This window comes from Cupriavidus taiwanensis LMG 19424 (assembly GCF_000069785.1).
Classification (GTDB): domain Bacteria; phylum Pseudomonadota; class Gammaproteobacteria; order Burkholderiales; family Burkholderiaceae; genus Cupriavidus; species Cupriavidus taiwanensis.
Genome location: NC_010528.1, coordinates 2,644,728 through 2,657,755 on the forward strand (window position 1 = coordinate 2,644,728; position 13,028 = coordinate 2,657,755).

A 13,028-nucleotide genomic window follows, 5' to 3' on the forward strand; every position below is an offset into this window, starting at 1 on the left:
CGCCTCCTGAGAGCTGCCGGGTTACTTGAGGAAACGCGCGTCGTACAGCTTGGTCACGTCAGGCACCTGGCGGATCACGCCGATGTCCATCAGCACCGCGGCGGCTTCCTTGCTGAAGCTGGCAAGCTCGCCCTCGAAGAACTTCTTGTTGGCCTCGCGGTCCTGCCAGCGCAGGTAAGCCGACGACTTGGCGAACTGCTCGCCGGTCTGCTTGACCGCCGCACCCATGATGTCGTTGGCCTTGGCCGGCTCCTTGCGAATCATCTCGAGCGCCTCGAAGTAGCTGTCGACCAGCGCCTGAGCGGCCTTGGGATTGTCCTTGAGCCACTTGGGCGCGCAGCCCAGCGTGTCGGTCACCATCGGATAGTCGAGCGTGGTGGCCAGGATCTTGCCCTTGTCCGGGTTCTGGCGCACCGTCGACAGGTACGGCTCGTAGGTCATGGCGCCGTCGTTCTGGCCCGCGACGAAGGCCTGCGCCGCCGCCTGCGGCGACAGCGTGGTGGTCTTGACGTCCTTGAGCGACATGCCATTTTTCTTCAGCATCCAGGCCAGCCCGAAGTACGGCGCGGTGCCCGGCGCATCGACGCCGATGGTCTTGCCCTTCAGGTCGGCAAAGCTCTTCACGTCGGCGCGCACGGCCAGGCCGTCGGCGCCGTAGGACTTGTCGAGCTGCACGATCTGGGTGATGGGCACGCCGTTCGCATTCCAGGCCACATGGGTTTCCACGGTCGTCGCGGCGCACTGGATCGCGCCGGAGGCCAGCGCCAGGTGGCGGTCCTTCTGCGGGATCATCTTGATTTCGACGTCGACGCCGTTTTTCTTGAAGATGCCGGCCTTGTCGGCCAGCGTCAGCGGCGCAAAGCCGGTCCAGCCGCTCATGCCCAGCGTCACCGGCGTGTTCTGCGCCTGGGCCGCGCCGGCTGCCAGGGCCGTAGCCAGCATCGCCACCTGAGCTGCCATCCGACCGCGAAACCTGCTTGGATACCTCATCTGTACGCTCCTTTGGTGTGTCCGTCGACGGCAGGCCATGCGTGTGGCCGTGCTCGTTTTCGGGCATTAAACAATGCCTGTATATACAAGTCAACGTAGGGCTTCCACCAAGCAACCAGGCGGATAATCGCCTCAAAAAGCGCATTCCATCACAGAACCCGGCGCAGGTGATGCACCGCCCTGGGCCCGGCCGCGAAGTGCCGGCACCACTCAGGCGCGTGCAATGTGTTGCTGTATAGACAGGATCAAGACGACGCCGTGAGTCAGCAAGCCCCGTGCCAGCGGCACGGGCACCACGATGGAGGTATCAGGCGCCGAAGAAGTCGGCGACGGTGGGATAGCGCAGCCGCAGGCGCAATTCGCGCTTGAGCCGCCGGTTGTCGAGTCGGCGCGACTCGCTCATGAAGCTCAGCAGGGTCTTGTCGATCACCTGGAGCGCCTCGCCACGCGTGATGCGCGGCGGTCGCGGCAGGCCGCGGCGCTCGGCAACGAGGTCGAAATAGTCCGCCATGCGCAGCTCGGTATCGTCGCTGGCATGGACCACGCGCTGCGGGCGGCCGCGGAACAGCGCCGCCACCATGATGCGCGCGAGGTCGTCGGCATGGATGTGGCTGGTGTAGACGTCGTCCTGCGGCACCAGCGCCGGCGTGCCGCGCCTGAGCCGCGCCAGCGGGAGGCGATCCTCGGCGTAGATGCCGGGGATGCGCACCACGCTGGCGCGCCAGCCGGCGTCGCGGCCGAAGGCCCGCACCGCCTGTTCGGCCGCCACGCGGCGGCGCGCGCGCGCGGTCTGCGGCCGCACCGCATGGAATTCGGCCACGCGCGCGCCCTGGCGGTCGCCGTAGACGCCGGTGGTGCTGGCATAGACAAACGCAGCGCGGGGCCAGGTACGGTCGGGTAGAATGGCGGGCTCGCCGGGCAGCGTGCCGGCGGCCGTCCTGGCGCCGCGCCACGCGGTCCGACGCAATATGGCGAGCAGCGCACGCGTGCGCGGATCGCCTTCGCCCTGCCCGGGTGGCGGCGCCAGGTCCAGCACCCGCGTGGCCACCCCGCGCAGCCGTGCCAGCGTGGCCGGCCGGTCCAGGTCCGCCACCAGCGGCACCGCGCCGGCGGCACGCAGTTCGGCGCGGCGTGCCGGCTGCGAGGTCACGGCGAAGACACGCATGCGCGACGACAGGATTCGCAGGCAGCGCGTCCCCACATCCCCGCAGCCGACGATCAGCAGGCGCGGGCGGCCCAGCCGGCGCGATGGCGCCGGCAGCCGCGAGGGTTGCGGTGGTTGGGGGAATCGCGCGGGCTGCAGCTTCGACAGAATTTGGCTCATAGACCGATTATGGCTTATCAAGTAACCGTCATGCCCAGCGGCCACAAGTTTGAAGTGGCCGCGGACGAAACCATCCTCGGCGCGGCCCTGCGCCACAGCATCGGGCTGCCCTACGGCTGCAAGAACGGCGCCTGCGGGTCATGCAAGGGCCGCGTGCTCGAAGGCAGCATCGTGCAGGGCGACCATGCCCCGTCGGCGCTGACCGCCCAGGAAAAGACCGAAGGCCGCGCGCTGTTCTGCTGCGCCAATGCCGCCTCGGACATCACCATCGAATGCCGCGAGGTTCACGGCGCGGGCGACATTCCCATCAAGAAGGTGCCGTGCCGCGTGACCTCGCTGGAGCGCCTGGCCGACGATGTGATCGCGATCAAGCTGCAGCTGCCCGCCACCGAGCGCATGCAGTACCTGGCCGGCCAGTATGTCGAGTTCCTGCTGCGCGACGGCAAGCGCCGCAGCTATTCGATCGCCACGCCGCCGCACGAGGACGGCCCGATCGAACTGCATATCCGCCATATGCCGGGCGGCGCCTTCACCGACTACGTGTTCGGCGCGAAGGAAGGCCAGCCGGCCATGAAGGAGCGCGACATCCTGCGCTTCGAAGGCCCGCTGGGCAGCTTCTTCCTGCGCGAGGAATCCGAAGCGCCGATCATCCTGCTGGCGTCCGGCACCGGCTTCGCCCCCATCAAGGCCATCGTCGAGCATGCCGCCTACACCGGCATCCAGCGCCCGATGACGCTGTACTGGGGCGGCCGCCGGCCCAAGGACCTGTACATGCACGCGCTGGCCGAGCAGTGGGCGCGCGACCTGCCCAACTTCAGCTACGTGCCGGTGGTCTCCGACGCGCAGCCGGAAGACAACTGGCAGGGCCGCACCGGCTTCGTCCATCAGGCGGTGATGGCCGATTTCCCCGACCTGTCGGGCCACGAGGTCTACGCCTGCGGCGCGCCGGTGATGATCAACGCCGCGCGCGGCGACTTCACCCGGCAATGCAAGCTGCACGAAGACGCGTTCTTCGCCGACTCGTTCACCTCCGAGGCCGACATGCACGCGGCCCCGCCGGCGGCCTGAGGCCGCCCGCGCGCCGTTCCGCCAGCGCAACAATGCCCGGGCCCGCCAAAATTCGTTTTGACACCCGGGGCCGTGCGCCTTATATTTGCCCGCATGCACATGACCTTCAACCGACGCCGCAGCTTCCGTACGTCGCTCCCCGCTGGGGTGCCGCGCGGCTGACCGTCGACTGCGTCTGTTCATGTCAACGAGCCACGGGCAACCCCCGTGGCTTTTTGTTTTTGTTTTTGTTCTTGTTGCGTCTTTCGCGCCCGTCCGTCCATCGTTACACGCCGACCCCTGGAGTCCGCCATGGCATTTGCTGAGTATCCCGTCCAATCCCTGATGTACATCACCAACCGCCCCGAACTCGTGTTCACCGAAGGCAAGGGCTCCTGGCTGACGGATCACAACGGCAAGCGCTACCTCGACTTCGTGCAGGGCTGGGCGGTGAACTGCCTGGGCCATTCCAACCAGGGCATGATCGACGCGCTGGTGGCCCAGTCGCACAAGCTGATCAACCCCAGCCCGGCCTTCTACAACGAGCCGATGCTGAAGCTGGCCAAGCAGCTGACCGACCACAGCTGCTTCGACAAGGTCTTCTTCGCCAACAGCGGCGCCGAGGCCAACGAGGGCGCGATCAAGCTGGCGCGCAAATGGGGCCGCAAGCACAAGGATGGCGCCTTCGAGATCATCACCATGGACCACAGCTTCCATGGCCGCACGCTCGCCACCATGAGCGCGTCGGGCAAGGCCGGCTGGGACACCATCTTCGCGCCGCAGGTGCCGGGCTTCCCGCGCGCCGAACTGAACGACCTCGCCTCGGTGGAAAAGCTGATCACCGGCAAGACCGTCGGCATCATGCTCGAGCCGGTGCAGGGCGAAGGCGGCGTGATCCCCGCCACGCGCGAATTCATGCAGAGCCTGCGCGCGCTGGCCGACAAGCACAAGCTGCTGCTGATCGTCGATGAAGTGCAGGCCGGCTGCGGCCGCTGCGGCACGCTGTTCGCCTATGAGCTGGCGGGCGTGGAGCCGGACATCATGACGCTGGGCAAGGGCATCGGCGGCGGCGTGCCGCTGTCGGCGCTGCTGTGCAAGGCCGAGGTCGCCAGCTTCGAGGCCGGCGACCAGGGCGGCACCTACAACGGCAACCCGCTGATGACCGCGGTCGGCAGCGCCGTGATCGAACAGCTGACCGCGCCCGGCTTCCTGGACGAGGTCAAGGCCAAGGGCGACTACCTGAAGGAGCAGCTGCTGGCGCTGTCGGCCGAGTTCGGCCTGGGCGGCGAACGCGGCGAAGGCCTGCTGCGCGCGCTGCTGCTGGGCAAGGACATCGGCCCGCAACTGGTGGAGGAAGCGCGCGACATGGCCCCGCAGGGCCTGCTGCTGAACGCCCCGCGCCCCAACCTGCTGCGCTTCATGCCGGCGCTGAACGTCACGCGCGAAGAGATCGACCAGATGATCGGCATGCTGCGTACGCTGCTGAAGAAGCTGGCCTGATCTTCGCGGGTATCCGCGGACAGCAAAAAGCCTCGCATTGCGCGAGGCTTTTTGCTTTGCGGCCGGATCCGGGATCCGTGCCGCAGAGGAGTGAGGGAGAGGGCCAGCGCCGCAGAACCGGTGCAGCCGGCCGGAGCCGGCCTGCCCGGGACCCCGCGGCAAGGGGAAAGGCCTTGCGCCTGCGAGCGCCCGCCCTCTCCCTCACCCCTCTTGCGGCAGCGGGGTGTCGGAGCCGGAGCGGCGGCGCGCCGCTTACTCGCCCAGGTAGGCGGCCCGCACCTTGGGATCGTCCAGCATCTGGCTGGCCTCCCCGCTCATGGTGATCAGGCCGGACTCCATCACGTAGCCCCGGTGCGCGGCCTGCAGCGCCAGGCGCGCGTTCTGCTCGACCAGCAGCACGGTCACGCCCTGCGCCGAGATGTCGCGCACGACCTCGAAGATCTTCTCCACCATGATCGGCGACAGGCCCATCGACGGCTCGTCCAGCAGCAGCACCTTGGGCTGGCTCATCAGCGCGCGCGCCATCGCCAGCATCTGCTGCTCGCCGCCGGACATGGTGCCTGCCAGCTGGTTGGCGCGCTCCTTCAGTCGCGGAAAGATGCCGAACATGCGCTCGACGTCGGCCTTGATGCCGGCGTCGTCGTTGCGCGTGTAGGCGCCCATCTGCAGGTTCTCGGTGATGGTCATGCGCGCGAACACGCCGCGGCCTTCCGGCACCATCGCCAGGCCCTGCTTGAGCAGCGCGTAGCTGGGCACGCCCTTGATCGACTTGCCCATGTATTCCACGTCGCCGCCGGCCCAGCCCTGCAGGCCGGTGATGGCCTTCATGGTGGTGGTCTTGCCGGCGCCGTTGGCGCCGATCAGCGTGACCAGTTCGCCGTCGCGGATTTCCAGGTCGATGCCCTTGACGGCCTGGATGCCGCCGTAGGCAACCTTCAGGCCGGAGATCTTCAGTACTGTCTGTTTCATTGCAGGCTGATTCATTACGTCCGCTCCCGCCATCAGTGCGCCGAGGTGCCGAGGTAGGCCTCGATCACCGCGGGGTTGTTCTGCACCTCGTGCGGCAGGCCCTGGGCAATCACCTTGCCGTAGTCCAGTACCGTCAGGCGGTTGCACAGCCCCATCACCAGCTTCACGTCGTGCTCGATCAGCAGGATGGTCCGGCCATCGTTCTTGATCTTGTCGAGCAGGCCGCGCAGTTCCACCTTCTCGGTCGCGTTCATGCCCGCGGCCGGCTCGTCCAGCGCCAGCAGCTTGGGTTCGGTGGCCAGCGCGCGCGCGATCTCGAGCCGGCGCTGGTGGCCGTACGAGAGGTTGCGCGCGGTGAAGTTGGCGTACTTGCCGATGCCGACGTAGTCGAGCAGGTCATGCGCCATGTCTTCGATGCCCTCTTCTTCGCGCCGCACCGAGGGCGGGCGGAAGATCGCGCCGAACACGCCGGCCTTGGAGCGCACGTGGCGTCCGACCATCACGTTCTCGAGCGCGGTCATGTCGCCGAATAGGCGGATGTTCTGGAACGTGCGCGCAATGCCGGCCTTGGCCACCTCATGCACGGCGGTCGGCTGGTAGGGCTTGCCGCCCAGCACGAATTCGCCCGAATCCGGCGTGTACAGGCCGGTGATGACGTTGAAGAACGTGGTCTTGCCGGCGCCGTTGGGGCCGATCAGGCCGTAGATCTCGCCCGGCTTGATCTGCAGGCCCACGTCTGACAGGGCCTGCAGGCCGCCGAAACGCTTGTTGACCCCCTGCACGGACAGGAGGAAATCGTTGTTGCTCATGTCTTCCTCCGGTTCAGAGACGGCCGATGTTGCCCGCGCGGCGCACCACCGGGCGGTCTTCCTTGCGCGGCGACGGCCAGATGCCTGCCGGGCGGTACAGCATCACGCCGACCAGGGCCAGGCCGAACAGCAGCTGGCGCAGCACCTCGGCATCGACGATCACGTGGCCGAACAGGCCGGTCTGCATCGGCTCGGCCACCACGCGCAGCAGTTCCTGGAAGCCCACCAGCAGCACGCCGCCCAGGATCACGCCCGGGATATGGCCCATGCCGCCCAGCACCACGATCGCCAGCACGTAGATCGATTCCCACAGCGTGAACGACTCCGGCGAGACGAAGCCCTGGAATGCGCCGAACACCGCGCCCGAGGCGCCGCCGAACGACGCGCCCATGGCGAAGGCCAGCAGCTTGATGTTGCGGGTGTTGATGCCCATCGCCTTGGCGGCGATCTCGTCCTCGCGGATGGCGACCCAGGCGCGGCCGATGCGCGAGGTCTGCAGGCGCAGGCACACGAACACGATCACGATCACCAGGAACACCAGCAGGTAGTAGTACATGAACACCGGCGAGAACTTGAGCCCGAAGATCTCGTGCGACTTCGAGAAGTCGAAGCCGAAGATGTGGACCGGGTCCACCGCCGTGATGCCCTTGGGCCCGTTGGTGATGTTCACCGGACGGTCCAGGTTGTTCATGAAGATGCGGATGATCTCGCCGAAGCCTAGCGTGACGATGGCCAGGTAGTCGCCGCGCAGCTTGAGCGTCGGCGCGCCCAGCAGCACGCCGAAGGTGGCGGCCACCAGGATCGCCAGCGGCAGCACGAACCACATCGACAAATGGATGCCGGTCGGGAACAGCTGCTGGATCCACTCGAACTGGTTCGCCAGGTGCGGCGAGCCGAGCAGCGCCATCATGTAGGCGCCCACCGCGTAGAACGCGATATAGCCCAGGTCGAGCAGGCCGGCAAAGCCGACCACGATGTTCAGGCCGAGCGCCAGCATGATGTACAGCAGCGCAAAGTCGAGCACGCGCACCCAGTAATTGCCGCCCAGGGTCTGGACGATGAACGGGGCGCACAGCGCCACCACCAGGAAGCCAATCAGTGCGGCCAGGGTCTTGGCCGGCACCTTGGTCGGTGCCGCGACGGCGGCCGTGGATGGAATCGGAGTATTCATGGATTCGCTCTCCTCAGGCGCGATCCGCCACGCGTTCGCCCATGATGCCGGACGGACGGAAGACGAGCACGGTAATCAGTACGATGAAGGCAAAGACGTCCTGGTAGTTCGAGCCGAACACGCCATTGGTCAGGTCGCCGATATAGCCGGCCCCGAGCGCCTCGATCAGGCCCAGCAGCATGCCGCCGACCATGGCGCCCGCCAGGTTGCCGATGCCGCCCAGCACCGCGGCGGTAAACGCCTTCAGGCCGGGGATGAAGCCCATGTAGAAGTGGGCGTTGCCATAGTTGGTGGCCATCATCACGCCGGCCAGCGCGGCCAGCGTGGCGCCGATCATGAAGGTGGCGGAAATGACGAAGTTGGGGTTGACGCCCATCAGGCCGGCCACCTTCTGGTTCTCGGCGGTGGCGCGCATGGCGCGGCCGAGCTTGGTGCGGTTGACCAGGGCCAGCAGGCCGGACATCACCATCACGGCCATGCCGATGATGACCATCTCCTTGCCGGTGATGGTGGCGCCGGTGGCGCCGATGTCGATGGGGTCCGACGGCAGCAGCTGCGGGAAGGTCAGCGGGTTGCGCGACCAGATCAGCATGCCCGCCGTCTGCAGGATGATGGACACCCCGATCGCGGTGATCAGCGGGGCCAGCCGTGGCGCATTGCGCAAGGGCCGGTAGGCGACCCGCTCGATGGAATAGGACAGGATCGCGCAGACCGGCATGGCGACCAGCGTGGCGATCACCAGCGTCAGCCATTCAGGCAGGCCGGGGGCGAACTTCTGCAATCCGAGGATGGCTGACAGGGCGGTCAGCGCGCCGATCATCAGCACGTCGCCGTGGGCGAAGTTGATGATCCCGAGAATGCCGTAGACCATGGTGTAGCCCAGTGCGATCAGCGCATAAATGCTGCCGAGCACCAGACCGTTCACGATCTGCTGGATAAAGATATCCATGAAAACTCCTGCTTCAGTCCCTGACCTTGCGGCATGGTGTGGATGCCGGGGGGACCCTGGTGTGTGATGGGTAACGTTGCGGTGGTTGCTTTGCTGGTGAGCGGCCTGCCCTGCTCCATCCATGGTAAGGATGCTTCTACATTAGGCGAGGCTAAAAAGAACGGCACCGCAAAATACTCACGGTGCCGTTCGGATGGGCCGGTAAGCCCAGATTACATCTTCACGACGTCGAGAACGGACTTCTTCTTGTCCTTGTACTCGTACAGCGTGATGGTGCCTTCCTTCATGTCGCCCTTCTCGTCGAAGGCGATGTTGCCGATCACGCCCTTGTAGTTGGTCTTGGGCATTTCGGCGAGGATGGCAGCCGGTTCGGTCGAGTTGGCGCGCTTCATGGCATCGACGATGACCATCACGGCGTCATACGTGAACGGCGCGTAGATCTGCACCGGCGCGTTGAAGCGTGCCTGGTAGCGCTTGTCGAAGTCCGCGCCCTGCTCCATGCGCGACAGGGCCAGGCCCGCCTCGGAGCAGATGATGTTGGTCACGGCTTCGCCGGCCAGCTCGGCCACCTTGTCGGTGCAGACGCCGTCGCCGCCGACGATCTTGGCGCCGATGCCCAGTTCCTTGGCCTGCTTGGCGAACGGGCCGCCGGTGGCATCCATGCCGCCGTACATGATCACGTCCGGCTTCTTGCCCTTGATCTTGGTCAGGATGGCCTTGAAGTCGGTGGCCTTGTCGTTGGTGGCCTCCCGCGCGACCACGTTCACGCCGGCAGCCTTGGCGGTCTTCTCGAACTCGTCGGCCAGGCCCTTGCCGTAGGCGGTGGCATCGTCGACGATCGCCACGCTCTTGGCGTTCAGGGTCTTGGCGGCGTAGTTCGCCAGCGCCGGGCCTTGCTGGGCGTCGGTGGCCACCACGCGGTAGGTGGTCTTGAAGCCCTGCTTGGTGTAGTCCGGGTTGGTCGACGACGGCGAGATCTGCACGATGCCGGCATCGCTGTAGATCTTCGACGCCGGGATCGACACGCCCGAGTTCAGGTGGCCGACCACGGCCACGACCTTGGCATCGACCAGCTTCTGCGCCACGGCGGTGCCGGTCTTCGGATCGGCCGCATCGTCTTCGCCGACCAGTTCCAGCTTGACCTTCTTGCCACCGACTTCCAGGCCGGACTTGTTGACTTCTTCCACGGCCAGGCGGGCGCCGTTTTCGTTGTCCTTGCCAAGGTGCGCGATGCCGCCGGTCAGCGGGGCCGCGTGGCCGATCTTGACGACGGTCTCGCCGCCACCGGCCGCGGGCGCCGCGGGAGCCGCTGCCGCCGGCGCCGAAGAGGCCGCATCCGCCGGCTTGTCTTCCTTCTTGCCGCAAGCTGCGACCAGCGCCACTGCGGCCGCGATCGGCAGAATCTTGGCAAACGTGATTTGCATGAGTGATCTCCTAGGATTCACAAAAACAGGGATTTGCAACGCCTCCCGGACGTTTCCCTGGACCGCCTTTGTTTAGTTTCAATTTGAAACGCGCGCATTGTATCCCCTTTCTTAGTCGATGCAATACGCGACGCAACATCCTTGACGATTTACCGCGCATTTGAGCTAGGGAATTTCCCCAATGCACAGATTGCGGCAATTCCCGCCCACATGACGCGGTCGCCCCTCCTGCTTACAAGAACCGTGCCTGCGCGGCTCCAGGCGGCAAAGAAGCATCGCCGGCACCACCTATAATGCACCATTATTAATTAGGCGTTTCATTTATATAGCGTGGCGCTTCTCTCTAATGTGCAGAATGTAGCGCCGCACCATAATAGGGAAAACCCCAGCTTCGGGGATTACCCTGATTAGCCCCGGCGGCACGAATGGCGGGCGTTCCCGGCACCAGGCGCGGGCATTATTCGGAAAGCGGGAAACAAAAAGGGCGCCGCGACTGCGGCGCCCTTTTATCAGGCAAGGCATTCAGGCCGGCGGGCCCGCGGCGCACTCAGGCGGCCGCGCTGGTGGGCAGCAAGCCGCGCGGCAGCGGGAACGCCATGTTCTCCTGGATACCGTCGAGCGGACGCACCTGACGCGCACCCAGTTCGCGCAGGCGCTCGACGATGGACTGGGCCAGCGCCTCCGGCGCCGAGGCCCCGGCGGTCAGGCCGATGCGGCGCTTGCCGGCAATCCACTCGGGCCGCACCTGCTCGGGCGCGTCCACCATGTAGGCCGGCACGCCCAGGCGCTCGGCCAGTTCGCGCAACCGGTTGGAATTGGAACTGTTGGGGCTGCCGACCACGATCACCACCTCCACCTGCGGCGCCATGAACTTCACTGCGTCCTGGCGGTTTTGCGTGGCATAGCAGATGTCCTGCTTCTTGGGCTCGCGGATCTCCGGGAAGCGGGCCTTGAGCGCGGCAACGATCTCGCTGGTCTCGTCCACCGACAGCGTGGTCTGGGTGACGTAGGCCAGCCGCGACGGATCGGCGATCTGCAGCGCCTGGACATCATCCACGGACTCCACCAGCACCATGCCGCCATTGGCCTGGCCCATCGTGCCTTCGACTTCCGGGTGGCCGCGATGGCCGATCATCACGATCTCGCACCCCTGGGCGCGCAGCTTGCTGACTTCCACATGCACCTTGGTCACCAGCGGGCAGGTGGCATCGAACACGTGCAGTCCGCGCCGTGCCGCGTCTTCGCGCACTTCGCGCGACACGCCATGGGCGCTGAAGATGACGGTGGCGCCGGCCGGCACCTCGTCGAGCTCGCCCACGAACACCGCGCCCTTGCGGCGCAGGTCGGCCACCACGTAAGCGTTGTGGACGATCTCGTGGCGAACGTAGATGGGGGCGCCAAAGCGCTCGAGCGCGCGCTCGACGATTTCGATGGCGCGGTCCACGCCGGCACAGAAGCCGCGTGGCTGCGCCATCAGGATTTCTGCGTCGGGTACGGGGGTCAGGTCAGGCATGCTGCGGTATCCGGGACAGGTTCGACGTGGCGACGGGTCAGAGAATGCCGATCAGCTGCACGTCGAACAGGATGGTCTGCCCAGCCAGCGGATGGTTGAAGTCGAACAAGGCGGCGGTCTCGCCGATCTCCTTGAGCACGCCGGCGTACTTGCCGCCGCCGGGCGCGTTGAACTCCACCAGGTCGCCCGGGCTGTAGTCCTCCTCGAACGAACTGTTCTCGCGCAGCGTGGCCAGCGACACCCACTGCAGCAGTTCGGCGTTGCGAGGGCCGAAGGCCTGCTCCGGCGCCAGGCGATAGGTCATGCGCTCGCCTTCCGGCATGCCCAGCAGCGCCTGCTCCAGCGTCGGCGCGAACTGGCCCTGGCCCAGCAGCAGCGTGGCGGGCTTTTCCTCGAACGTGCTGACGACCTCGGTGCCGTTCTCGAGCGCGATGCTGTAGTGCAGGGTCAGGAAGGAGTCGGCCTGGACAGTCTTGCGGCCAGCCGTGCCGCCGTCGGCTTCCGACGCGAAAGTTTGCAAATTCATGGGTGATCAACCAAGGAACAACCCGTATTGTATTCGACTGGCCCCTGGCCCGCCGCCCCAGAGCCTCAGGCCCTGTTCCCGACGCGACCTCCCTGGATGCCCATGACCATTTCCAAATGGCCCGCCTGCGAGCGGCCCCGCGAAAAACTGCTGGAAAGCGGCGCTGCCGCCCTGTCTGATGCTGAACTGCTGGCCGTCCTGCTGCGCGTGGGCGCCGCCGGCAAAAGTGCCGTGGACCTGGCACGCGAGCTGCTGCACCGCTTCGGCTCGCTGACCGCGCTGTTCGCGGCGCAGGGACAGGCACTGGCCGGCGTGCGTGGCATGGGCGCGGCCAAGTTCGCCCAGGTGCAGGCCATCCCGGAACTGGCCCGCCGCGCGCTGGCCGAGTCGCTGCGGCTGCCTTCCGGCTTCGACTCGCCGGACTCGGTGCGCAGCTACTTGCGCCTGACCCTGGCCCCGCTGCAGCACGAGGTCTTCATGTGCCTGTTCCTGGATCCCGGCAACCGCATGGTGGCCAGCGAAGAGCTGTTCCGCGGCACACTCACGCGGACCTCGGTCTATCCGCGCGAGGTGGCGCGCCAGGCCCTGGCGCATAACGCCGCCGGCATCATCGTCGCCCACAACCACCCGCGCGGCACCACCGCCCCCAGCCAGAGCGACATCCACCTGACGCGCGAGCTGGCGCGCACGCTCGACCTGATCGACGTGCGGCTGCTGGACCATTTCATCGTGGCGGGGCACGAAATCCGTTCCCTGGCGGAGTCGTGCGAGCGCCTGCCCGGGCTGTGACGCCTACGCCACGACAG

General features: G+C 66.5%; 12 protein-coding genes. 3 read left to right on the top strand and 9 right to left on the bottom strand.

What is annotated here, in order from left to right:
• Positions 1 to 21: 21 nt before the first annotated feature.
• Both RALTA_RS12135 and RALTA_RS12140 read right to left on the bottom strand, forming a co-directional pair.
• A complete protein-coding gene (locus RALTA_RS12135) occupies positions 22 to 990 on the bottom strand; it encodes an ABC transporter substrate-binding protein (RefSeq protein WP_012353728.1) in 969 nt (322 codons plus the stop codon).
• Between the two features lie 307 nt (positions 991 to 1,297).
• Positions 1,298 to 2,314 carry an NAD-dependent epimerase/dehydratase family protein gene (locus RALTA_RS12140; RefSeq protein ID WP_012353729.1) on the bottom strand — a complete coding sequence of 339 codons (1,017 nt, stop codon included), beginning with the start codon at positions 2,312 to 2,314 and terminating at the stop codon, positions 1,298 to 1,300.
• Between the two features lie 9 nt (positions 2,315 to 2,323).
• Here RALTA_RS12140 and RALTA_RS12145 point away from each other — a divergent pair, with 9 nt between their 5' ends.
• Both RALTA_RS12145 and RALTA_RS12150 read left to right on the top strand, forming a co-directional pair.
• A complete protein-coding gene (locus RALTA_RS12145; RefSeq protein WP_012353730.1) occupies positions 2,324 to 3,382 on the top strand; it encodes a CDP-6-deoxy-delta-3,4-glucoseen reductase in 1,059 nt (352 codons plus the stop codon).
• A gap of 291 nt (positions 3,383 to 3,673) precedes the next feature.
• Entirely contained in the window at positions 3,674 to 4,861 is a 1,188-nt protein-coding gene (locus tag RALTA_RS12150; RefSeq protein ID WP_012353731.1) for an acetylornithine transaminase, read from the top strand.
• Between the two features lie 252 nt (positions 4,862 to 5,113).
• Here RALTA_RS12150 and RALTA_RS12155 read toward each other — a convergent pair whose 3' ends face one another.
• From RALTA_RS12155 to RALTA_RS12185, 7 genes are all read right to left on the bottom strand, one after another.
• Entirely contained in the window at positions 5,114 to 5,830 is a 717-nt protein-coding gene (locus tag RALTA_RS12155) for an ABC transporter ATP-binding protein (protein ID WP_025583918.1), read from the bottom strand.
• 32 nt (positions 5,831 to 5,862) lie between these two features.
• On the bottom strand, positions 5,863 to 6,639 hold the full coding sequence (locus RALTA_RS12160) for an ABC transporter ATP-binding protein (RefSeq protein ID WP_012353733.1): 777 nt from the start codon (positions 6,637 to 6,639) through the stop codon (positions 5,863 to 5,865).
• A gap of 13 nt (positions 6,640 to 6,652) precedes the next feature.
• On the bottom strand, positions 6,653 to 7,810 hold the full coding sequence (locus tag RALTA_RS12165; RefSeq protein WP_012353734.1) for an ABC transporter permease subunit: 1,158 nt from the start codon (positions 7,808 to 7,810) through the stop codon (positions 6,653 to 6,655).
• A 13-nt stretch (positions 7,811 to 7,823) separates the two neighbouring features.
• Complete coding sequence (locus RALTA_RS12170; protein WP_012353735.1) at positions 7,824 to 8,759, bottom strand: branched-chain amino acid ABC transporter permease; 936 nt, start codon at positions 8,757 to 8,759, stop codon at positions 7,824 to 7,826.
• A 212-nt stretch (positions 8,760 to 8,971) separates the two neighbouring features.
• Positions 8,972 to 10,183 carry a branched-chain amino acid ABC transporter substrate-binding protein gene (locus tag RALTA_RS12175; RefSeq protein ID WP_012353736.1) on the bottom strand — a complete coding sequence of 404 codons (1,212 nt, stop codon included), beginning with the start codon at positions 10,181 to 10,183 and terminating at the stop codon, positions 8,972 to 8,974.
• A 547-nt stretch (positions 10,184 to 10,730) separates the two neighbouring features.
• Positions 10,731 to 11,696: a 4-hydroxy-3-methylbut-2-enyl diphosphate reductase gene (gene ispH / locus RALTA_RS12180; RefSeq protein WP_012353737.1), complete on the bottom strand. Its 966-nt coding sequence runs from the start codon at positions 11,694 to 11,696 to the stop codon at positions 10,731 to 10,733.
• Between the two features lie 37 nt (positions 11,697 to 11,733).
• Positions 11,734 to 12,222, bottom strand: coding sequence for an FKBP-type peptidyl-prolyl cis-trans isomerase (locus RALTA_RS12185; protein WP_012353738.1), 489 nt, complete (start codon positions 12,220 to 12,222; stop codon positions 11,734 to 11,736).
• A gap of 102 nt (positions 12,223 to 12,324) precedes the next feature.
• Here RALTA_RS12185 and radC point away from each other — a divergent pair, with 102 nt between their 5' ends.
• Positions 12,325 to 13,011, top strand: coding sequence for a RadC family protein (radC, locus tag RALTA_RS12190; RefSeq protein ID WP_012353739.1), 687 nt, complete (start codon positions 12,325 to 12,327; stop codon positions 13,009 to 13,011).
• Positions 13,012 to 13,028: the final 17 nt, after the last annotated feature.